Here is a 21,127-nt window from a genome sequence, read left to right as displayed (position 1 = left end):
CGACATAAATAAAAAAGTATAAGGGGGAAGAAACAGTGAAAAAATTATCAACCGTCCTGCTCTCCGCTTCACTGGCTGTTTCCATGTTTGTGGCTGGCTGTTCGGGTCAACCGGCAGCGAACAATCAATCAGCGCCACCAGCAGAGAACAATCAGCCGAATGGGGCAACACCAGGGGATCAAGCAGCCAAGCTCCTGCTTCTGAACAACATCAAGGAGCCTACTTCTCTCGATCCACCGATTGGTTTTGATGAACCGTCCTACAACATCTTGAACAACCTGATGGAGGGCTTGACTCGTCTGGATGAGAATCAAAAGATTCAACCAGCGGCAGCTAGTGAATGGAAAGTTTCCGAGGATGGCAAAACATATACCTTTACCTTGCGCGACAGCAAATGGAGCAATGGTGATCCTGTAACCGCTCAAGACTTTGAATACGCATGGAAGCGCATGCTCGATCCAGCTCTGGCATCTCCAGCATCCTTCCTCGCTTATATCATTGAAGGTGCAGAAGCCTACAACAGCGGCAAAGGCAAAGTGGAAGACGTAAAAGTAAAAGCGTTGGACGACAAAACCTTGGAAGTAGTACTGGCGCAGCCTGCGTCCTGGACACTCCTCTTGGCATCCAACCCAGCCTTCTTCCCTGTACATAAAGCGACAGGCGAAAAAGATCCGAAGTGGGCTGCTGAGGCGGCTACATTCGTTGGGAACGGACCATTCAAGCTGACTGAGTGGGCACATGACAGCGAATTGAAAATGATGAAAAACGAGAACTATTGGGATGCGGCAAACGTAACATTGGCCGGTGCCGTTTGGAAAATGATTGATGATGAGAATACCGAGTATCAAATGTTTACAAACGAAGAGCTGCACAGAACGACAACCGTTCCAGCGGATATGGCTGACCAGCTGTTCAAAGAAGGCAAGGTTTACGTTAAAGATGGAGCAGGTACAGAGTTTTACCGTTTCAACGTAACCAAAGAGCCATTTGATAACGCCAACATCCGTAAAGCCTTCAGCTTGGCGATTGACCGTCAAACATTGGTTGACCTCGTTCTGATGCGTCAACAAAAGCCGGGAACAGGATTCGTTTCCTACGGCTTGCCAGATGCAAACGGTTCGGGCGACTTCCGTCAAGTAGGCGGAGATTTGGTGAATTTCGATGCAGCAGAAGCGAAAAAGCTGCTGGAGCAAGGTATGAAAGAAAAAGGCTACACGCAGCTGCCTGAGGTTACTCTCACGTACCGTAGCGGAACAGCCAACGAAAAAACAGCGCAAGCGGCTCAAGAAATGTGGAAGCAAAACCTGGGTGTAGATGTGAAGCTGCAAAAAGTAGAAGGAAAAGTACTGACTGATATGCAAAAGCAATTGCAGTACCAAATTGCACGTTCTTCCTGGTTGCCTGACTTTGGAGACGCGATCAACTTCCTCGACATTTTCCAATCGAAGAGCGGTAGCAACCGGACTGGTTGGAGCAATGCGGAGTACGACAAGCTGATCGAAGGTGCTTACAAAGAGCCAGATGATGCAAAACGTCTGCAAATGCTGCATGACGCAGAGAAAATTTTGGTGAGCGATGCTCCAGTCGCACCACTCTACTTCTATAACACGTCTCTTCTCACTAGCGACAAAGTGAGCGGAATCGTTAGCTCTTCTCTCAGCTACACAGACCTGAGAAAAGCTGTTGTGAAGTAAAAACAGTTTGCCGGGAGAAGTCATTTCAGGCGGATGGAATGACTCTCCCCCCTTTTTTGCTGATTGTTTTAATAGTGCTATAATTTAGTATGTCATTACAGAAAAAATACAGACAAAGAGACCACAAGTGCTAGAGAAGATGGAGGAAAACATGATTATTCAAGCCATCGAAGTAAAACGAATTTCTGTTCCTTTGAAAAAACCTTTTAAAACAGCTTTGCGTACGGTGCACAATCTGGAATCAGTATTGGTCAAAATCACTTGCGACAATGGCATGGTAGGCTGGGGGGAGGCTTCAGCTACGGTCGTTATTACGGGTGACAGCATCGAAAGCATCGAATCGGCCATCCTCAATACGATGAAGCCGCAGCTCATCGGCTTGAATCTGGTAGCTTATGAGCGAGTTTTCCAAACCTTGCATCAATCCATGGTAGGGAATACAAGTGCCAAGGCTGCTGTAGATATTGCCCTTTATGACCTTATTTCGCAACGTGCAGGAATGCCTTTGTACCAATTCCTCGGTGGATATCGCGACCAGCTGGAAACCGATTATACGGTCAGTGTGAACTCACCGAAGGAAATGGGAGAGGACGCAGCGGCGTATTTGAAAGAGGGCTTTAACGTTCTGAAGATCAAGGTAGGTAAAGACAATATCGAGGATGATATTTTGCGCATCCAGGAAATTCGCAAATCTGTCGGCAATCAGGTGAAGATTCGTCTTGATGCCAACCAGGGATGGAATGTAAAAGAAGCGGTTCAGTCCATTCGCAAAATGGAGGACATGGGTCTTGGCATCGAACTGATTGAACAACCTGTAAAAGCGCATGATCTGGAAGGCTTGAAGCGGGTAACGGATTCGGTCGATACGCCGATCATGGCTGACGAGAGTGTATTTTCGCCGGCTCAGGCGCTGCAGGTTCTTCAAAACCGAGCGGCTGACATGATTAATATCAAGCTGATGAAAGCGGGCGGCATTTTCAAAGCTCAATTGATCAACCAAATGGCTGAGGAGCACGGTATTCCATGCATGGTTGGCAGCATGATCGAATCCCGTCTGGCGGTATCGGCAGCGGCGCATTTTGCAGCCAGCAAGAAAAACATCACTCGTTTTGACTTTGACGCGCCATTGATGCTTCTGCATGATGGGATCGACGGCGGTGTGGCATACGAGGGACGCTTGATGAAGATGCAAGAGGAGCCAGGACTTGGCTTGCGCTCTGTCAGCTTATGGGAGGGAGGAAATTAATTATGAAATCAGCAATTGTTTCTGTCTCGGTAGCGACTGTGTGGACCAAACCGGAATCTCCGCGTGACATTGACCAGTTAGCTCTGGGTACACCAGTAGATGCACGCAGCTGGCTTGCCTCGCTCACGATTGATGAAAAGCTCGGATTTTATGATAACAATGCGATCCAGACTCAGGCGCTGTACGGTACACGCGTAGAGGCGGTCGAGGAGCAGGGGGAGTGGTCACATGTACTAATTCCCGACCAGACCAGTGGCAAAAATGAAAAAGGCTATCCAGGCTGGATTCCATCTCGTCAGCTCGCTCCGTGGTCTCCTGCCTTTGACGTAAGCGATGGTCAAAAGCTGGCGATGGTAACAGCGGCATTTACCCATTTGCACAGCACAGAAAAAGAGTCGGGGATGGAGCTTGCCTTTTTGACCAGACTGCCTCTAGTAGAAGAAACAGAGGAATGGGTAACAGTAGCGACACCTGATGGAACAGGACTCTTGCGAAAAGAAGATGTGCGGATCGTGAAAGTCAGTGAGCCAGTGGTGCTGACCGGAAATCGCGGAGAAACCATAGTAGAAACGGGCAAACGATTCCTGAACCTGCACTATTTGTGGGGAGGCATGTCCTCCTATGGATATGATTGCTCGGGCTTTGCCTACAACATGCACCGTTCCGTAGGTATTCAAATTCCAAGAGATGCCTCGGATCAGGCTAGAGCAGGGCAATTGGTAGAAAAAGAAGATTTGCTTCCAGGCGATTTGCTATTTTTCGCGTATGAAGAAGGAAAAGGAAGAGTCCATCACGTGGGCATTTATATGGGAAATGGAGAAATGATTCATTCGCCAGATTCCCGCAGTGCCATTGAGATCGTCAAGCTGGATGGCTACAAGCTGGAAAAGGAACATTCTGTCTCCAGACGATACTGGTAAATGGATAATGGGGGAGGAATGGCCAGATGGAAAGAAAGAAACTGGTCCAGGTTAAGAACCTGACAAAAACCTTTACGTTGGAAAAAGGGCTCTCACTAAAAGCAGCGGACAATATCTCCTTTGAGATTTATGAAGGAGAGACATTTGGACTGGTAGGGGAATCTGGCTGCGGAAAATCAACGACAGGACGCACGATCATCGGTCTGTATCAGCCGACTTCGGGCGAGGTCTTGTTCGATGGGCAAAACGTTCATAAAGCTTCAGGTGGTGAACGAGGCAAAATTACCCGCAACATGCAGATGATTTTTCAGGACCCCTACGCGTCCTTGAACCCGCGAATGAACATTTCCGAGATTATTTCGGAAGGTCTGAATCTTAATGGCCTATACAAGGGTAAAGAGCGGATGCAGCGAGTAGTCGAGCTATTGGAAATGGTCGGCTTGCAAAAGGAGCATGCGAACCGTTTTCCCCACGAGTTCAGTGGGGGGCAGCGACAACGTATCGGCATCGCACGGGCGCTGGCCGTCAATCCACGCTTCATCATCGCAGATGAGCCGATTTCTGCACTGGACGTTTCCGTTCAGGCACAGGTCGTCAATTTGATGAAAACCTTGCAGCGCGAGCAAAACCTCACGTATTTGTTTATCGCGCATGACTTGGCAATGGTAAAGCATATCAGTGATCGCATCGGCGTGATGTATCTGGGCAACATGGTAGAGATGACAGCGAGTGAAAAGCTTTACGAATCCCCCAAGCATCCTTATACGCAGGCGCTGTTATCCGCAATTCCTGTTCCAGACCCGGATCTGGAGAAGAGTCGTGAGCGAAGCATTATCGAAGGCGACGTGCCGAGCCCGATTAATCCGCCGAGCGGGTGTGTTTTCCGCACACGTTGTCCTGTAGCAAAGGAAGTATGTGCAACTCAAAAGCCTACATGGCAGGAAGTAGATTCCGGTCATTTTGTCGCCTGTCATCTGTATGAGTGATGGCGGCAAGCTGAATCGCACAACAGAAAATTCGACAAAGCTCTGACACCATCCCTGCCTGCTGGGGATGGTTTTTGTCGTGCAGATAGACCCTATATTAAGGAAGGGTTACCAGCAAAATCGGGTAGGAGAACTGTTAATATTCTGTAAACTGGCAGGAATCAAACAAGTTTTGTCGAAATACGGTTACAGTAAACCATTTCGTTACTCGCCTACCTTCATCGTGAGTCTTCCATTCCAGGAGAAGTGAGGGTTGCATATGACTTTGAGTACCTCCTCATTCCATTCTACTCCCCGGCGTTGGCGGGAAGTAGAAGCTCAGTTAGGAATTACCGTGCCCCGGTCGCTACGATCAGACACGTCTGCCTTGCTGTTTTTGGAAAGCGTCGCTGCAACACCCATGTTGGACAAAGAAGAAGAGCTAGCGTGCCTGGTCCGCTATCAAAAGGATGGCGATCTGGATGCGCGCGAAACTCTTGTGAGAGCCTATTTGCGCTATGTCGTCAGTACGGCTTTGAGACATCTGAAAAGAGGTATGCCATTCCTGGATTTGATCCAGGAGGGCACGATTGGTTTGTTTACCGCAATTGACAAGTTTGACGTGGGCCGTGGTGTTCGACTCTATCATTACTCGCATTGGTGGATATCCCAAGCGATTACGCGAGCGATCAACGACAAGGGGACTTTGATACGTATCCCTGTTCACATGCATGAACAGATTCGCCAGTACCAAAAACAAGTGTTACATCTTGTACAAGCACTAAACCGTACGCCAGATCGCCATGAGATTGCCGGACTGCTGGACATTCCATTGGAAAAGGTCGACGCGATTGAGCTCGCCTTGATGATGAAAATGGAGTCTATCGACGCAGAGCCAGATGACGATGCCTGGATGGCTGGGCATGACGATGAGTACCTCAGCTATGCGGAAATCATGGATGATGGTTTGTCATCCCTGGATGATTGGATCGAGAAAGTCGATTTACGCTCACAGATGCGCGCTGCTTTGGAACGATTGAGTCCGCGAGCGCAAGAGATCATTTCCATGCGATATGGTTTGTATGATGATCAGGTTTACACGTTGGAGGAAGTAGGCAAGATGTTTGGTCTTACCCGTGAGCGTATCCGCCAGATCGAGGCTACTACGATTGATCGGCTGCGTACACAAAAAGCTTCCCGAGTATTAAAAGAGTATTTAAAGTAACGATTACGACGCACCCCCTCTCAATTGCAGAGGGGGTTTTTTTGCGCGGATTGGCACGTAGGAATAGAAGTGTTTGGGAAGCGCGGGGGCAGAAGCGTAGCCACCGTTTGTTGTGGTACACTGTTACAAGCAGCTTCAGAATTTTTTCATGCCAAAAGGAGGATCGCTACATGAGCGATTATTTAATAAGAGCAACAGGCTTTAACGGACATGTCCGCGCTTTTGCGGCACGTACGACAGATATTGTAGAGGAAATCCGTCGACGTCACGATATGTGGAATACAGCAACTGCGGCAGCTGGCCGTACATTGACCGTGTCGTTAATGATGGGAGCTATGTTAAAAGGAAACGAAAGCATCAATGTCAAAGTTAAAGGGAATGGCCCAATCGGGCAGATCGTGGCAGAAGCCAATGCAGATGGCGAAGGGGTCGCTTATGTTACTGAGCCGCACATTCACTTTGAGCTCAATGACAAAGGCAAGCTGGATGTAGCACGTGCAGTGGGAACAGAAGGGTTCGTCTACGTGACCAAGGATCTTGGGTTGAAGGAGCCGTACCAAGGCAGCTCCCCGATCGTTTCTGGAGAAATCGGAGAGGACTTCACGTATTATTTCGTCACGTCCGAACAGACTCCATCCGCGGTCGGTGTAGGTGTGCTCGTAAACCCGGAGGATCGGTCGGTACTTGCTGCAGGCGGCTTTATTTTGCAGCTGATGCCTTTTACGCCAGATGAAGTGGTAGCACAGATTGAGGAGCGCTTGAGCCAATTGCCACAAGTATCGCGCATGATTGGAGAAGGGCTGACACCAGAAGAAATTTTGGCGAGAGTGTTAGATGAGCCGAAATATCTCAGTCGCACCGAAATCAAATTTCACTGTAAATGCTCGGAGGAAAAAGTGACCCAAGCACTCATCAGCTTGGGACGCGAGGAAATGCAAAGTATGATCGATGAGCAAGGTGAGGCAGAAGTACACTGCCATTTCTGTAATGAACGCTATTATTATGACGAAGCTGCGCTCATAGACATCTTGAAAGAAATGTAACATCATAAGTAAGCGTGGTTTGAGGGCGAGGAGAGGGTGGCATGACCAACGTCAAAGGGTTGTGGGCATTCATTGGAGCACTCGTTTTGCTGTTGCTTGCCGTGACATGGGGCTATTACCAGTCGTCCGGCAAGCTTCAGTCTGCCGCGGTTGTAGGAGACAAGACGATTAGTGAAGCAGCGTATGTAGCTGCACTCAAGCAAAAGTTCGGCAAAGAGGTGCTGGATGACATGATTAATCGTGAAGTCGTTTTTCAGGAAGCCAAGCGTTTAGGGATTACCGTTGATCAAAAGCAGCTGGATAAAGAAGTGGCTCAAATTAAAGAAAGCTATGGAAGTCAAACGGATAGTGAATTTGCGGAAGCACTGGTTAAGCAGGCGGGAACGAGTGTGGAAGCGTTGAAGCAGGAAATTACATATCAACTGTTGCTGCAAGCGCTTGCAACGAAAGACATTATCGTCAAGGACGATGAATTGCTGACGATTTACAACAACAACCCGGATCGCTACGCTAGGCCTATGCAGGTGCATCTGTATCAAATCGTAGTCGCATCACAGAAGGAAGCAGGACAAGTGTCGGCAGAGCTTTCGCAGGGAGCCAATTTTGAAACACTCGCCAAGGAACGCTCCATTGATAATTTGACGGCTTCCAATGGAGGAGACATGGGGTGGATTTCGCTAAACGCTTCCCGCTTGCCGGATGAGGCAAAAACGGTAATCGCTGATTTGGGAACGAATAAAAACAGCGCTGTCGTAAAAGTCGGAGATCAATATGCGATCTACCGCATCGCAGAAAAAAGGGATGCCGAGAAGCGATCCTTTGAGGAGATCAAAGAGGAGCTGCGGCGCGAGGTGGCCTATGCACAGGTAGAGTCCCTGGATACCATTCTGGAGCAGCTGCGAAAGTCAGTAGGTGTTCAGATTTCTGGGCAAATGCCTCATTGACCAAATGGGCAACCGTTGATATAATTAAAACTATAAATCCTAGCGTTTTACTCGGCTATTAAAAATGAGGGGGCAGGACATATGCGCGTGGCTAATTCCATTACTGATTTGATTGGATACACACCATTAGTGAAGCTGAACCGTGTTGTCACCGAAGATAGTGCAGACATTTATTTGAAGCTGGAGTTTTTCAACCCAGGAAGCAGTGTAAAAGACCGTATCGCACTCGCCATGATCGAGGCAGCAGAAGCAGATGGAAGTCTAAAACCCGGTGATACAATTATTGAACCTACGAGCGGAAATACCGGGATTGGTCTTGCTATGGTTGCGGCTGCAAAAGGCTACAAATCGATTTTGGTTATGCCAGAGACGATGAGTATTGAGCGTCGCAATCTGTTGCGTGCATATGGAGCACAGCTGGTTCTGACACCAGGAGCAGAGGGCATGGGTGGTGCGATTCGCAAAGCCGAAGAGCTGGCGAAAGAAGACAGCACCTATTTCATTCCACAACAGTTTAATAACCTCGCCAATCCTGCGATTCACCGTGAAACGACTGCGCGTGAGCTGCTGGAGCAAGCACAAGAAATCGGCGGTGTAGATGCGTTTATTTCTGGGATCGGAACCGGTGGAACAATTACAGGTGTAGGTCAAGTGCTGCGCGAGCAATACCCGAATGTACACATCGTAGCAGTAGAGCCTGCGGCTTCCCCTGTACTCTCTGGCGGAAAACCAGGACCACATAAAATTCAAGGGATCGGAGCGGGCTTCGTTCCGCAAATTCTGGATACGGGTGTCTACGATGAAATTATCAAGGTAGAGAACGAGGATGCTTTTGAAACAGCTCGTCGCGTTGCTCGTACGGAAGGCATCTTGGGCGGTATCTCCTCTGGAGCAGCCATTCATGCTGCATTGCAAGTAGCGGCTAAGCTCGGGAAGGGCAAAAAGGTCATCGCGATCATTCCATCCAATGGCGAACGCTACCTGTCCACTCCGCTCTATCAATTCGAAGACTAATTGGCAAAAAGTTACGAGACCACGGTGTGCCTTTTTATGCACCGTGGTCTTTTCATTCATATAGGCCGCCTATATAATGAACGGATAATACTATGTAAAAGACCGGAGCGTGAACAGGAGTGCCATTCCCTAGTTATGCAGATTGCCAGAACTACGCCAATACCTTTTCGTTAATCCCGCTAGCTGTTCGTGGTAAATGGGCATCTCGTGTAGATCCATGGCAAGTATTGAAAGCTTTGCAGCCATCCCTGCAAGATGCTGTCCTGTTGGAAAGTGGACGAGCGGGCCGGTATACGTTTTTGGGCTATCAGCCAATCGCAACCTTGCGTAGTGGGCAGGGAGAAAACGTGGTCGTGTATGCTGACGGTCGTATAGAGAGCCTTTTGGCAGAAAATCCGCTGGATGCATTGCGGAGCCTTCTAGCCCGGTACAAATCACCCGTTATTCCAGAAATGCCTGATTTTTCTGGAGGCGCAGTAGGATACATGAGCTATGACATGAACCGGTTTTTTGAACCAACCCTGCCGCAGATGGCGACAGACGACTTACAGTTGCCTGACCTGTATGTTATGATGATGCAAGACCTTCTTGTCTTTGATCATGAGACACGAGAAATCATCTGTCTGACCCATTTGCCAGCTGATAGATTGACTGAAGAGACCTATCAGCAGACTGCAGAACGTATCGAAAAACGCTTGGATATGGTAACCTCACTAGCGATGGAAACGGATCACACCGATTGGGAAGCTCTGCGGAAAAGACCGTTATCACACGAGACTCCGGTAGAGGTATCGTTTGCCCAGGATCAGTTCGAAGCAGCCGTGCGCCGTGTGCAGGAGTACATCTCTCAAGGGGACGTTTTCCAGGTGAATCTGTCTGTGCGGCAGAGCAAGCCATTGCAGGTATCACCTCCTGAAGTGTATGAAGTCCTGCGCAAGCTGAATCCTTCTCCGTATATGGGTTACGTGAGCTTTCCTGAATTTCAGCTGGTCAGTGCTTCACCCGAGCTGTTGGTAAAGGTGAAGGGTGGCGAGGTGCATACGCGTCCGATTGCGGGTACCCGTCCACGCGGGCAAACAGATGCCCAGGACGAGGCTTTGGCACGTGAGCTGATCGATAATGAAAAGGAACGCGCCGAGCATGTTATGCTGGTTGATCTGGAACGAAATGACTTGGGGCGAGTTTGCCGCTTCGGCAGTGTCGAAGTAAGCGAATTTATGGTGGTGGAGAAATACTCCCACGTCATGCATATCGTCTCCCATGTCAAAGGAGAGCTTGCCGACGACAAGGATGCGTTTGACGCCGTAGCAGCAGCATTTCCTGGGGGAACGATTACAGGGGCGCCCAAAGTGCGCACGATGGAAATCATCGAAGAGCTGGAGCCAGTCAAGCGTGGTGTGTACACGGGGTCGATCGGTTGGTTTGGCTTCAATGGCGATGTAGAGGTTAACATCGCGATCCGAACCATGGTGGTAAAGGATGGCGTTGCCCATGTGCAGGCAGGGGCAGGTATCGTGATTGATTCGACGCCAGAGGCAGAGTATCGTGAGTCATTGAAAAAGGCTGAAGCGTTATGGAAAGCACTTGAGCTTTGTGAGCAGAGTATGAGTAAGAAGAGCCTAGAGGAGATGAGTTAGATGATTTTGATGATTGATAATTACGATTCGTTTACGTACAACCTGGTGCAATACGTGGGTGAGCTGGGAGAAGAGCTGCAGGTACATCGCAATGACAAAATCACGCTTGAGGAGATTGAGCGGCTGGCTCCGGACTATTTGATGATCTCGCCTGGACCATGCACGCCAAACGAGGCAGGAATCAGCATGGACGCGATTCGTCATTTTGCCGGAAAAATTCCGATTATGGGAGTTTGCCTGGGACATCAGTCCATTGGTCAAGTATTTGGTGGCAAAGTCATTCGTGCAGAGCGCTTGATGCATGGTAAGACCTCCGAAGTTCTGCATGATGGAAAAACGATTTTCCAAGGGATTCCGTCTCCGTTTACGGCAGCACGCTATCACTCCCTGATTGTCGAGGAAGCTTCGATGCCGAGTGTATTGGAAGTAACGGCGCGAACAGCTGAAGGCGAGATCATGGCAGTTCGTCACCGTGAATACCCGATTGAGGGCGTTCAGTTCCATCCGGAATCGATCATTACCCAGCATGGCAAGCAGCTGCTGAAAAACTTCCTGACCACCTACGCGCGTCATACGACAGGATAACGAATAGATGATAGATACCGCCTTTTACAGGGCGGTATTTTTGTTATACCGTTTTGTTTACACACTCTTTATATAGGATTAATCCAGCCTAGATATAACGCTCGTACAATTAGAGGAAAGCAGCAGAAAAAAGGAGCGATATGGGAATGGATGTAAATCGTCGTCAGTTTTTAACTTATCTAGGAGCAGGTACAGCGGCACTGGCTTCAGTAGCTACCGGAATCCCTGCACTGGCAGCAGGTAGCGCTCTCTCAGGAAAAACAGCTGATCACCTGTTTGGACTGGATACGAAAAAGCATAATTTCAATCCGAAATTTAAAGAAATTCATCCAACGACGAAAGATGATGTGGTCCTTCCAGAAGGCTTCAAATACGATGTAGTTGCATCTTATGGCGATAAAATTAACGCAGCGGGTGATACCTTTGGTTTTAACAACGATTTCACCTGTTTTCTGCCGATCGACGGGAACCCAAATCACGGCCTCTTGTGGGTGAATCACGAATATTTGGGTGAGTTGGAATATTACGTCACTGGCTATGACACGCTGAATGCAAACCCGGACGATAACAAACGCACACCTGCACAAATTGAGAAATATTTGTACGCTTTGGGTGGCTCCATTATCGAAATTAAAAAAGAAAACGGCAGCTGGAAGCTCGTAAGCGATTCCAAATATGGTCGTCGTGTGAGTGGTTTAACGAAGCATGCTTTGACTGGACCTGCAGCATCTGTCGGCAAAGAAGTAATTGGTACGTTTGCAAACTGCTCTGGCGGGGTTACGTTCTGGAACACCGTTCTGTCCTGTGAAGAGAACTACATGGATGTAGTGGGCGATTGCAAGCTGCCGGATGCGAATCATTACGGCTGGGTAATTGAGGTAGATCCATTCGATCCGAAATCCACACCAAAAAAGCATACTGCACTGGGACGCTTCTCACATGAAAACACAGCTATGGTACTCGCACCAACCGGTCAGCTCGTTGTTTATATGGGTGATGATGCCAAAGACCAATACGTGTACAAATACGTGTCAAAAGGCAAATTTGATCCAAAGGCCGGAAAAAATAACTCCAAGCTGCTGGAAGAGGGGACTCTGTTCGTTGCCAACTTTGGTAAAGGGAAATGGGTTGCTCTGGATTACACAACAAATGACGCTTTGAAAAAAGCTGTAAACGGTGAAGGTAAACCATTGTTTACTTCCCAAGCTGACGTATTGGTGAACTGCCGGGATGCTGCCAAAGCAGTAGGCGCAACACCGATGGACCGTCCTGAAGACCTGGAAGTTCATCCGATTGATGGCTCAATCTTTATCGCTCTGACGAACAACGACAAGCATGGCAATTTCTACGGTCAAATCGTTCGTCTGTTTGAAAATGACAACAATCACGCTGGTCTGGAGTTTACGTTTGAAATTTTTGCAGCAGGCGGTCCGCAAAGTGGCTTCGCTGCTCCTGACAATATGGCTTTTGACAGCGCAGGAAATCTGTGGGTAGTGACCGATATTTCTTCTTCCTCTACGAACACAGGCATTTTCAAGCCCTTTGGCAATAACGGTGTATTCTTTATCCCTACAACGGGAAATAGTAAAGGAATCGCTTCCCAATTCGCTTCTGGCCCAGTTGGCTCGGAAATGACGGGTCCTTGGTTTACTCCTGATGAAAAAACATTGTTCTTATCGGTTCAGCATCCAGGTGAAAACCTCAAGTCGTATGACAAACCGACCAGCCACTGGCCAAAAGGCGCAAGCTCAGTAGCTATGCCGAGTGTGATTGCCATCACTGGTTTCTAGGACAAGGAGTGTAGCAAAATATGTTATCCAGCATTGGAATTCCTGGTCTGATTTTGATCCTGATTATTGCTTTGGTCATCTTTGGACCAAGTAAACTGCCTGAGATCGGTCGCGCTTTTGGACGTACCCTGACAGAATTCAAATCAGCCGCCAAAGATTTGACCAAGGATGACGACGATGACAAGGACAAGCCTAAAAAGGAACCAGTCGTTGATCTATCCGTAACTAGCAGCGAGGATGCGCTGAAACGAGTCAACTAATCAGTTTGTGATGGAGGGCGGTGCGCTTTGAAACGCATCGCTTTTCCTTTTAGGCTTCTATCAGCTCACTCGGGGGGAAATCATGTGAATCAAGAAATGCCCTTTCTGGAGCATTTGACGGACCTGCGCCGCAGACTTTTGATTATTTTGTCGGCACTTGTAGTCAGTATGATAATTTGCTTTTTATTTGTCGATCACATTTATCAGGCACTCGCCAACCATTCGGGAGAAAAGCTGGCGATTCTCGGTCCGGGAGATATTTTGTCGATCTATATCAAATTGTCTGGAGTCGGTGCCTTGGCCTTGACGATTCCTGTAGCGGCTTATCAGGCATGGCGTTTTGTTGTTCCGGCACTGGAGGAGCGAGAGCGCAAAGTGGCTTTGATGTATATCCCTGCGCTGTTTCTTTTATTTCTTTTTGGGCTTTCGTTTGCTTATTTTGTTTTGTTTCCGATGATGTATCATTTTGTCCTCGGACTCTCGAACGGCAATTTTGAGCTGGTTATTACGGCGAACGATTACTTTACCTTTATGCTAAACCTGTGCCTGCCTTTTGGGCTCTTGTTTGAGCTGCCTGTTGTGGTTCTGTTTCTCAGTCATTTGGGTATATTAAACCCGCATCGACTGGCGAAAATGCGTAAGCCCGCTTATTTGGTGCTGTCGATCATCTCCATCACCATCACGCCACCAGATTTTTTGTCAGACGTCATGGTCATCGTGCCGTTGATCATTTTGTATGAAATTTCGATTTCCATCTCTCGTTTCATACACAGTAAACGCACTCGGGAAACTGCGCTATCATCCGAAAATATGGTATGATGCTCTCGACAATATTATCGGGAGCGAACCATACATGCACGTATATGTGAATGGAACCATTTGTCCTGCCCAAGAGGCGACAGTTTCTGTTTTAGACCACGGATTTTTATACGGGATCGGTTTGTTTGAAACCTTGCGTGTGTATGACCGCAAATTGTTTTTGTGGAATGAGCACTATGCCCGGCTGAGCTCCGGGCTTTTGGCGTTGCAAATTCGTCCTGCCTGGTCAAAGGACGAGTTGGAACAAGTAATTCTGCGTACGGTAGATGCCAACGACTTGCGTGATGCGTATGTGCGCTTGAGCGTGACAGCTGGCGCGGAGGGAGTTGGGTTGGTCACTGATGGTTACGAACAACCCTCTTTATTTGTGTTTGCCAAACCAGTTGCAGCATTAGCCGATCCACCTCAGTCCAAAAAGCTGCAGACACTATCCTTGGCCCGTCAGACAGCAGAAGGGCTGACGCGCTTCAAATCACACAACTACCTCAATAATGCTTTGGCCAAACAGGAAATTGGCGCAAAGCCTGATGTAGAGGGCTTGTTTTTGACGCATGACGGCTATTTGGCGGAAGGAATTGTGAGCAATCTGTTTTGGATAAAGGATGGGATCCTGTTTACCCCTTCTGTGGACACGGGCATTTTGGATGGAGTGACTCGCCAGCACGTCATGATGCTAGCCAAGCAATTATCCATCCCTATTGTCGAAGGACGATTCCAGCGGGAAGAATTGCTTCAGGCAGATGAAATCTTTGTAACGAATTCGGTCCAAGAGATCGTTCCGGCAAGCGAAATCGATGGTCACGCGGCCCTTTCTGTCTACGGAAAATTCACTCGTGAACTGCACCGCGCGTACCGTCATTCTATAGCGATGGAAGCGTAAATTATGGTATGCTACTAATCAACATGCTAAGACGGAAAAGGGAGTAAGGCTATGAAGTACAATCCATTCCGAATCCACGCGACTACACATGCGGAAGTGGTGTCGGAGCTGTCAAAAAGGGGCATTGCTTCTCCTGAATGCGAGCGATTAGCTGCTGACTGGGAAGCAGGCTTGATGATTCATGTACAGAATTTGTCTATGTCAGATGCCCTTCTTTTGCGGGAGGACATGCTGTCTGCCGGAGGAGAGGCTGTCATCTCGGCTGATCCTGTGAAGGAGGAGGCCGTTTATGTCCTTCTTCTTGCTGGGCAAAAGCAGCTGGAGCTGACACTACAGCGTGTTGTGGGCAAGTCGCCAGGATTGAGTGCTGCAGCGGCAGAGGTACGGGAGATTTTGGCTAGACCTGCACAGCTGCGCAATCGACGAGAATTGGTTTGTGGACGTCACGTATTGCCGCTTGGCGAGCGGACGTTGGTCATGGGGATATTGAATGTGACACCGGATTCCTTTTCAGACGGAGGACGCTTTGTTGATTTAGACCAGGCGTTGGCACAAGCCCGTGCCATGGTGGAGGCGGGCGCTGACATCATCGACATTGGCGGGGAGTCAACACGCCCAGGAGCGGAACCGGTAGATGAAGCACAGGAGCTTGACCGGGTATTGCCGATTATCCGTTTATTGTCCGAGGAGCTAGCCGTTCCGCTCTCGATTGATACGTATAAAGCGGCAGTCGCAGATCGGGCGCTAGCGGCAGGAGCGCACATTATCAATGATGTATGGGGAGCCAAGCGCGATCCGCAGATGGCTGGGGTTGCTGCTCGCCATGGTGTACCCATTATTTTGATGCATAATCGTACAAACACGGACTACCATGATTTCTTTGTAGATTATGTAAAGGATTTGCGAGAGTCGGTGCAGATCGCTTTGGATGCAGGTGTCAAACAAGAGCAGATTATTCTCGATCCGGGAATCGGGTTTGTGAAGTCTGTGGATCAGAATTTAGAAACGATGCGACGTCTCGATGATCTGGTTGCCTTGGGTTATCCCGTCTTGCTTGCTACCTCCCGAAAAAGAATGATCGGACATGTGCTTGACCTTCCTGTTGAAGAGCGAGTGGAAGGAACAGCAGCGACAGTCGCGCTTGGTGTGGCGAAAGGCTGTCACATGGTCCGGGTGCATGATGTAAAGGAAATGAAGCGCGTTACCAAGATGATGGACGCAATGTTAAAGGGGGGCATTCCCGTTGGATAAAATCTTCTTCAGCGGTATGTCATTTTATGGTTTCCACGGGGTGTATGGTGCAGAAGCAGAGCTGGGACAACGTTTTATGGTCGATCTCGAGCTGTCCATCGATTTATCTCGCGCGGGGGCAAGTGACGATCTACATGATACAGTGAATTACGCAGAGATTTTTACCTGTGTGCAAAGGGTTGTAGAGGGTGAACGCTACAACCTTGTGGAAAGGCTGACCACAGAAGTTGCTCAGCAGCTGCTCACGCAGTTTCCACTGGTCGAAGTAAAAGTGAAGGTAACCAAGCCGAATCCACCTATCAAGGGTCACTATGAAGGTGTAGCGATCGAGATGATACGCAAAAGAGAGGATTTTGCTTTATGACAGTCTGTGCGTATATCGCTCTTGGTTCCAATCTGGGAGATCGTGCCGAGACTCTACGCCAGGCGTTGAAAAAACTAAACGATCAACCAGGCATCCGCATCCTACGGGTTTCCTCTGTTTACGAAACGGAGCCTTTTGGTAACGTGGAGCAGGAGGCTTTTCTGAATATGGCTATTGCTATTGAAACCTCTCTGTCTCCAGATGAGCTGCTACATACAGCTCTGGCGGTGGAGCGGGAGCTTGGTCGTGTGCGCACGATTCGTTGGGGACCGCGTACGATTGATATTGATCTGTTATTGTACGGTCAGTCCCGCATATCAGAGGAGCATCTCGTAATCCCGCATCCAGGCATCAGCCAGCGGGCATTTGTGCTGGTACCATTGCGCGATGTATGGGAGGGCGGGGCTCTGCCTGAGTACAACCATACGATTGAACACTATCTTTCTTTATTGGTCGAGGATCACAAGGGGGTACGTGAGTGGGGAACAGTCAATTGGGAAATCGAATCAGATCGTTCCGAAAGCTAAAAGGGTATACACAACAGTCCTTTTCGGAAAAGATGGGTGTGTCACTGTCTTTTGTCGGTTCACTTGAACGTGGAACCAGAATGCCTACCGAACCTGTGTTACGCAAGATCGCCAGCACTTTACAGGTCGACTACGACGAATTATGTGCTATAAATAAATAATGACTTTTGGAAAGGTCTGTCCTCTCCAAGAACCCGCTTGTATAACGGGAAAAAGGAGGTCTATATAGATGAAAATTGGAAATGTTGAGTTAAAAAATAACGTGGTACTTGCGCCTATGGCCGGAGTATGTAATCCAGCCTTTCGTCTGATTGCCAAGGAGTTTGGCACAGGACTGGTATGTGCGGAAATGGTTAGTGATAAGGCCATCATGCACGGAAATAAAAAGACACTGGATATGCTTTTTGTCGATGAGCGCGAAAAACCGCTGAGCTTGCAGATTTTTGGTGGCGACAAGGAAACGTTAGTCGGCGCGGCGAAATATGTAGACCAGAATACGAATGCGGATATCATTGATATCAACATGGGCTGTCCTGTTCCAAAAATTACGAGCTGTGATGCAGGGGCGCGTTTGCTGCTGGATCCGGATAAAATTTATGAAGTAGTCTCTGCAGTTGTTGACGCAGTGGATAAGCCGGTCACAGTGAAAATGAGACTGGGCTGGGACGAGGAGCACTTGTATGTCCTCGATAATGCTCGCGCGGTAGAACGTGCAGGTGGCAGTGCGATTGCTGTACACGGACGTACTCGTGTCCAAATGTACAAAGGTCATGCAGACTGGAGCTGGATCGGTAAAGTCAAAGAAGCTGTTTCCATTCCGGTAATTGGTAACGGCGATGTTGCTACACCAGAAGATGCCCGCCGCATGCTGGATACAACCGGCTGCGACGGAGTTATGATTGGACGCGCAGCACTAGGAAATCCGTGGATGCTGTATCGCACCATTCAGTATTTGACGACTGGTGAGCTAGTTTCAGAACCATCCGTTCGCGAAAAAATGGAAATCTGTCTTCTGCATGCGGAGCGCTTGATTGCATTAAAAGGGCCACGAGTAGGTGTTCTTGAAATGCGCAAGCATGCAGCCTGGTATTTAAAGGGACTGCGAGGCGCTACCCAGACGAAGAATTTGGTAAATGCTGTCGAAACCGAAGAGGAGCTTCGTCGCACGCTGTTAGACTATGTCGACTGGGTAGAAAACTACGCAGATGACAGTGAAGAACCCGTGGAAACCGCACAGAACGAGGCGGTTAGCTACTAGATTTGGATACGCATTCCAGACATTGACAAGGGTTCCTTCATATCCTATAATACTCCGTAATATTGGGAGTCAAGCTGCCAGTCCATCCTGGCAGCTTTACCTTTGATCCTCACAACTATTGTGCTTTGGCTGTATATTGTATAGAACAACTACATATAATCCTTTGTACTTTACCCAGTACAAATGGAATCATTTTTTTAAAACGGGGGAATTGAATCATGTCTGAAAAAGAAGTCATCCTTACACCAGAAGGTTTAACGAGACTCGAACAAGAGCTCGAAGATTTGAAAACGGTTAAACGCAAGGAAGTAGCAGCTCGAATTAAAGAAGCGATCAGCTTTGGTGATATTAGCGAGAACTCTGAGTACGAAGAAGCAAAAAATGAGCAAGCGTTCATTGAAGGCCGTATTCTGACTCTCGAAAAAATGCTCCGCAATGCTCGTATCATCACCAATGATGATGTAGACACCGGAGTTGTAAGTGTAGGCTCCAGAGTTCGTCTGAAAGATCTGGAGTTCGGAGATGTGGTTGATTACACGATCGTAGGATCTGCAGAATCCGATCCAATGAACAACAAAATCTCCAACGAGTCACCTGTAGGTCAAGCGCTTTTGGGTAAAGCAAAAGGCGCAGTTGTTGATGTAAACGTTCCAGCGGGTACTATCCAGTATGAGATTCTTGACATTAACTTGTAAGTAGTAGCCTAGTGGCGTACCTTTTAAAAAGGTACGCCGCATCGCTATTTATTCGCATTGTACAATGTTGCTAAAGCAGGTATTTTTTAGAGGAGTGAATACAATGTCTAACGAGCAAGATTTGCAACAAGAAGAACAGCAGCAAGAAGGGCTTCACGAGCTGCTGCAAGTGCGTCATGATAAAATGAACCAAATTCGCGAGTGGGGCTTTGATCCATTCGGGAAAAAATTCGAGCAGACTCACCATGCTGCTGATATTGTGAAAGCTTTTGCTGATAAGTCCAAAGAAGAGTTGGAAGCAGAAGAAAACGTGGTCACGATCGCTGGCCGTTTGATGGCTAAGCGTGCAATGGGGAAAGCGAGCTTTGCACAGCTTTTGGACCGCTCTGGTCAAATCCAGATTTATGTGCGCCAGGATACGATTGGTGAGGATACGCACAAAGTGTTTGAGTTGAGCGACATCGGAGACCTTCTTGGTGTTCAAGGTGTTGTATTCAAAACGAAAACGGGCGAGCTCAGTGTAAAAGCAAAAGAATTAACGTACCTGACGAAGTCTCTGCGTCCGTTGCCAGAAAAATATCATGGATTAAAAGATATTGAAACGCGCTATCGCAAGCGCTATGTAGATTTGATCGTCAACCCGGAGGTTCGCGATACATTCATTACGCGCAGCCGTATTTTGACTTCGATGCGCCGTTATTTGGACAACCTTGGCTATCTTGAGGTTGAAACGCCTACACTCCATGCAATCGCTGGTGGGGCATCTGCTCGTCCGTTTATTACGCATCACAATGCGTTGGACATGCAGTTGTATATGCGTATTGCCATTGAGCTGCATCTGAAACGTCTGATTGTTGGCGGTCTGGAAAAGGTATATGAGATTGGCCGTGTTTATCGTAACGAAGGGATCTCCACACGACACAATCCTGAGTTTACGATGATCGAGCTGTATGAGGCTTATGCGGACTATCAGGACATCATGACGCTGACAGAAGAGCTGATTGCCCATATCGCACAAGAAGTTCTGGGTACGATGAAAATTCAGTACCAAGGCAATGAAATCGATCTGACACCAAAATGGCGCCGTGTTCATATGGTTGATTTGATCAAGGACGAGCTTGGCGTTGATTTCTGGAAGGAAATGAGCGATGACGAAGCTCGCGCTCTGGCAAAAGAGCATGGGGTTTCTGTAGAGCCTCATCATACCTTTGGTCACGTCGTCAACGAATTCTTTGAACAAAAGCTGGAAGATACGCTGATTCAGCCTACGTTTGTATACGGTCATCCAGTGGCAATTTCTCCATTGGCGAAAAAGAACGATCAAGACCCTCGTTTTACAGACCGTTTCGAGTTGTTTATCGTGGCGCGTGAACATGCGAATGCATTCACAGAGCTGAACGATCCGATTGATCAGCGCGAGCGCTTTGAGGCCCAGCTGCTGGAAAAAGAAGCAGGAAATGATGAAGCGCATGAAATGGATGACGATTTCATCGAGGCATTGGAATACGGTATGCCACCTACAGGTGGACTCGGGATCGGGATTGACCGCTTGGTGATGCTGTTGACCAACTCTCCATCTATTCGCGATGTCCTGTTGTTCCCGCATATGCGTGCGCGTGATTAATTTAAGAAAGCTAGCAATAATGGATAGCCGTCTGAATGAATTTCAGGCGGCTAATATTTTTTACTTGCACTAAAAACTTTTAGGTGGTATAGTAAGTCCTGTTCTTCTTTATTGCATACATCCATCACAACCGAATGAAAAATTAACACTTGCTTTTTTACTTGGTTATGTGATAGATTGATGAAGTCGCTGTTACACAGCTTTGAAAAAAGTTGTTGACACGACTTGGACAACCCGATATACTAAAGAGGTTGTTGCGAAAATGCTCTTTGAAAACTGAACAGCGAAAGCGTTAATGAGTCTATCATTAAATGATTTGCCAGCTTTGAACCAGTAACAAACTTTATTGGAGAGTTTGATCCTGGCTCAGGACGAACGCTGGCGGC

21 protein-coding genes are annotated in these 21,127 nt (G+C 48.1%); all 21 read left to right on the top strand.

Going from position 1 to position 21,127, the window contains the following annotated elements:
* Positions 1-35: 35 nt before the first annotated feature.
* The 21 genes from C3B52_RS32455 (at position 36) to lysS (ending at position 20,741) form a co-directional block, all read left to right on the top strand.
* Positions 36-1,694, top strand: a complete 1,659-nt coding sequence (locus tag C3B52_RS32455) for a peptide ABC transporter substrate-binding protein (protein ID WP_103110478.1) — start codon at positions 36-38, stop codon at positions 1,692-1,694.
* A gap of 151 nt (positions 1,695-1,845) precedes the next feature.
* Positions 1,846-2,940, top strand: coding sequence for a dipeptide epimerase (locus C3B52_RS32450; protein ID WP_103110504.1), 1,095 nt, complete (start codon positions 1,846-1,848; stop codon positions 2,938-2,940).
* Between the two features lie 2 nt (positions 2,941-2,942).
* Positions 2,943-3,860 carry a C40 family peptidase gene (locus C3B52_RS32445; protein ID WP_103110477.1) on the top strand — a complete coding sequence of 306 codons (918 nt, stop codon included), beginning with the start codon at positions 2,943-2,945 and terminating at the stop codon, positions 3,858-3,860.
* Between the two features lie 26 nt (positions 3,861-3,886).
* Positions 3,887-4,846, top strand: a complete 960-nt coding sequence (locus tag C3B52_RS32440; protein WP_103110476.1) for an ABC transporter ATP-binding protein — start codon at positions 3,887-3,889, stop codon at positions 4,844-4,846.
* Between the two features lie 259 nt (positions 4,847-5,105).
* A complete protein-coding gene (locus C3B52_RS32435) occupies positions 5,106-6,050 on the top strand; it encodes a sigma-70 family RNA polymerase sigma factor (protein WP_103110503.1) in 945 nt (314 codons plus the stop codon).
* 170 nt (positions 6,051-6,220) lie between these two features.
* Positions 6,221-7,093 carry an Hsp33 family molecular chaperone HslO gene (gene hslO, locus C3B52_RS32430; RefSeq protein ID WP_103110475.1) on the top strand — a complete coding sequence of 291 codons (873 nt, stop codon included), beginning with the start codon at positions 6,221-6,223 and terminating at the stop codon, positions 7,091-7,093.
* Between the two features lie 41 nt (positions 7,094-7,134).
* On the top strand, positions 7,135-8,037 hold the full coding sequence (locus C3B52_RS32425; protein ID WP_103110474.1) for a peptidyl-prolyl cis-trans isomerase: 903 nt from the start codon (positions 7,135-7,137) through the stop codon (positions 8,035-8,037).
* 81 nt (positions 8,038-8,118) lie between these two features.
* Positions 8,119-9,051 carry a cysteine synthase A gene (gene cysK / locus C3B52_RS32420; RefSeq protein WP_103110473.1) on the top strand — a complete coding sequence of 311 codons (933 nt, stop codon included), beginning with the start codon at positions 8,119-8,121 and terminating at the stop codon, positions 9,049-9,051.
* A 119-nt stretch (positions 9,052-9,170) separates the two neighbouring features.
* Positions 9,171-10,688, top strand: a complete 1,518-nt coding sequence (locus C3B52_RS32415) for an anthranilate synthase component I family protein (RefSeq protein ID WP_103110472.1) — start codon at positions 9,171-9,173, stop codon at positions 10,686-10,688.
* The gene (gene pabA, locus C3B52_RS32410; protein ID WP_103110471.1) at positions 10,689-11,273 is read left to right on the top strand and encodes an aminodeoxychorismate/anthranilate synthase component II; all 585 of its coding nucleotides are present in this window, start codon (positions 10,689-10,691) and stop codon (positions 11,271-11,273) included. It abuts the gene before it with no gap.
* 146 nt (positions 11,274-11,419) lie between these two features.
* Positions 11,420-13,063 (top strand): PhoX family protein, encoded by a 1,644-nt coding sequence (locus C3B52_RS32405; RefSeq protein WP_103110470.1) that lies wholly within the window; start codon positions 11,420-11,422, stop codon positions 13,061-13,063.
* 20 nt (positions 13,064-13,083) lie between these two features.
* Positions 13,084-13,323 carry a twin-arginine translocase TatA/TatE family subunit gene (gene tatA / locus C3B52_RS32400; RefSeq protein ID WP_103110469.1) on the top strand — a complete coding sequence of 80 codons (240 nt, stop codon included), beginning with the start codon at positions 13,084-13,086 and terminating at the stop codon, positions 13,321-13,323.
* 84 nt (positions 13,324-13,407) lie between these two features.
* Complete coding sequence (gene tatC, locus C3B52_RS32395; protein WP_103110468.1) at positions 13,408-14,142, top strand: twin-arginine translocase subunit TatC; 735 nt, start codon at positions 13,408-13,410, stop codon at positions 14,140-14,142.
* A 34-nt stretch (positions 14,143-14,176) separates the two neighbouring features.
* The gene (gene pabC, locus C3B52_RS32390) at positions 14,177-15,022 is read left to right on the top strand and encodes an aminodeoxychorismate lyase (RefSeq protein ID WP_103110467.1); all 846 of its coding nucleotides are present in this window, start codon (positions 14,177-14,179) and stop codon (positions 15,020-15,022) included.
* Between the two features lie 51 nt (positions 15,023-15,073).
* Entirely contained in the window at positions 15,074-16,273 is a 1,200-nt protein-coding gene (gene folP, locus C3B52_RS32385) for a dihydropteroate synthase (RefSeq protein WP_103110466.1), read from the top strand.
* Positions 16,266-16,637 (top strand): dihydroneopterin aldolase, encoded by a 372-nt coding sequence (gene folB, locus C3B52_RS32380; RefSeq protein ID WP_103110465.1) that lies wholly within the window; start codon positions 16,266-16,268, stop codon positions 16,635-16,637. Before folP ends, folB begins: the two co-directional genes overlap by 8 nt.
* Positions 16,634-17,164: a 2-amino-4-hydroxy-6-hydroxymethyldihydropteridine diphosphokinase gene (gene folK / locus C3B52_RS32375; RefSeq protein ID WP_103110464.1), complete on the top strand. Its 531-nt coding sequence runs from the start codon at positions 16,634-16,636 to the stop codon at positions 17,162-17,164. Before folB ends, folK begins: the two co-directional genes overlap by 4 nt.
* Complete coding sequence (locus tag C3B52_RS32370; RefSeq protein WP_103110463.1) at positions 17,116-17,325, top strand: helix-turn-helix domain-containing protein; 210 nt, start codon at positions 17,116-17,118, stop codon at positions 17,323-17,325. Before folK ends, C3B52_RS32370 begins: the two co-directional genes overlap by 49 nt.
* A gap of 68 nt (positions 17,326-17,393) precedes the next feature.
* The gene (gene dusB, locus C3B52_RS32365; RefSeq protein ID WP_103110462.1) at positions 17,394-18,422 is read left to right on the top strand and encodes a tRNA dihydrouridine synthase DusB; all 1,029 of its coding nucleotides are present in this window, start codon (positions 17,394-17,396) and stop codon (positions 18,420-18,422) included.
* 218 nt (positions 18,423-18,640) lie between these two features.
* Entirely contained in the window at positions 18,641-19,117 is a 477-nt protein-coding gene (gene greA / locus C3B52_RS32360; RefSeq protein WP_103110461.1) for a transcription elongation factor GreA, read from the top strand.
* 103 nt (positions 19,118-19,220) lie between these two features.
* Complete coding sequence (gene lysS, locus C3B52_RS32355) at positions 19,221-20,741, top strand: lysine--tRNA ligase (protein ID WP_103110460.1); 1,521 nt, start codon at positions 19,221-19,223, stop codon at positions 20,739-20,741.
* The last annotated feature ends 386 nt before the right edge of the window (positions 20,742-21,127 follow it).

It is taken from the genome of Brevibacillus reuszeri (genome assembly GCF_002897295.1).
Taxonomy (GTDB): domain Bacteria; phylum Bacillota; class Bacilli; order Brevibacillales; family Brevibacillaceae; genus Brevibacillus; species Brevibacillus reuszeri_A.
The sequence above is the reverse complement of the archived record's forward strand: the minus strand, read 5'-3'. Positions and strand labels throughout refer to the sequence as shown.

What these genes read in the sequence shown, in the direction of transcription:
- lysS (WP_103110460.1), top strand. Translation starts at nt 19,221, where the DNA reads ATGTCTAACGAGCAAGATTTGCAACAAGAAGAACAGCAGCAAGAAGGG.
- tatA (WP_103110469.1), top strand. Translation starts at nt 13,084, where the DNA reads ATGTTATCCAGCATTGGAATTCCTGGTCTGATTTTGATCCTGATTATT.
- hslO (WP_103110475.1), top strand. Translation starts at nt 6,221, where the DNA reads ATGAGCGATTATTTAATAAGAGCAACAGGCTTTAACGGACATGTCCGC.
- folK (WP_103110464.1), top strand. Translation starts at nt 16,634, where the DNA reads ATGACAGTCTGTGCGTATATCGCTCTTGGTTCCAATCTGGGAGATCGT.
- C3B52_RS32450 (WP_103110504.1), top strand. Translation starts at nt 1,846, where the DNA reads ATGATTATTCAAGCCATCGAAGTAAAACGAATTTCTGTTCCTTTGAAA.
- C3B52_RS32425 (WP_103110474.1), top strand. Translation starts at nt 7,135, where the DNA reads ATGACCAACGTCAAAGGGTTGTGGGCATTCATTGGAGCACTCGTTTTG.
- greA (WP_103110461.1), top strand. Translation starts at nt 18,641, where the DNA reads ATGTCTGAAAAAGAAGTCATCCTTACACCAGAAGGTTTAACGAGACTC.
- pabA (WP_103110471.1), top strand. Translation starts at nt 10,689, where the DNA reads ATGATTTTGATGATTGATAATTACGATTCGTTTACGTACAACCTGGTG.
- C3B52_RS32445 (WP_103110477.1), top strand. Translation starts at nt 2,943, where the DNA reads ATGAAATCAGCAATTGTTTCTGTCTCGGTAGCGACTGTGTGGACCAAA.
- C3B52_RS32440 (WP_103110476.1), top strand. Translation starts at nt 3,887, where the DNA reads ATGGAAAGAAAGAAACTGGTCCAGGTTAAGAACCTGACAAAAACCTTT.
- pabC (WP_103110467.1), top strand. Translation starts at nt 14,177, where the DNA reads ATGCACGTATATGTGAATGGAACCATTTGTCCTGCCCAAGAGGCGACA.
- cysK (WP_103110473.1), top strand. Translation starts at nt 8,119, where the DNA reads ATGCGCGTGGCTAATTCCATTACTGATTTGATTGGATACACACCATTA.
- C3B52_RS32405 (WP_103110470.1), top strand. Translation starts at nt 11,420, where the DNA reads ATGGATGTAAATCGTCGTCAGTTTTTAACTTATCTAGGAGCAGGTACA.
- dusB (WP_103110462.1), top strand. Translation starts at nt 17,394, where the DNA reads ATGAAAATTGGAAATGTTGAGTTAAAAAATAACGTGGTACTTGCGCCT.
- C3B52_RS32435 (WP_103110503.1), top strand. Translation starts at nt 5,106, where the DNA reads ATGACTTTGAGTACCTCCTCATTCCATTCTACTCCCCGGCGTTGGCGG.
- folP (WP_103110466.1), top strand. Translation starts at nt 15,074, where the DNA reads ATGAAGTACAATCCATTCCGAATCCACGCGACTACACATGCGGAAGTG.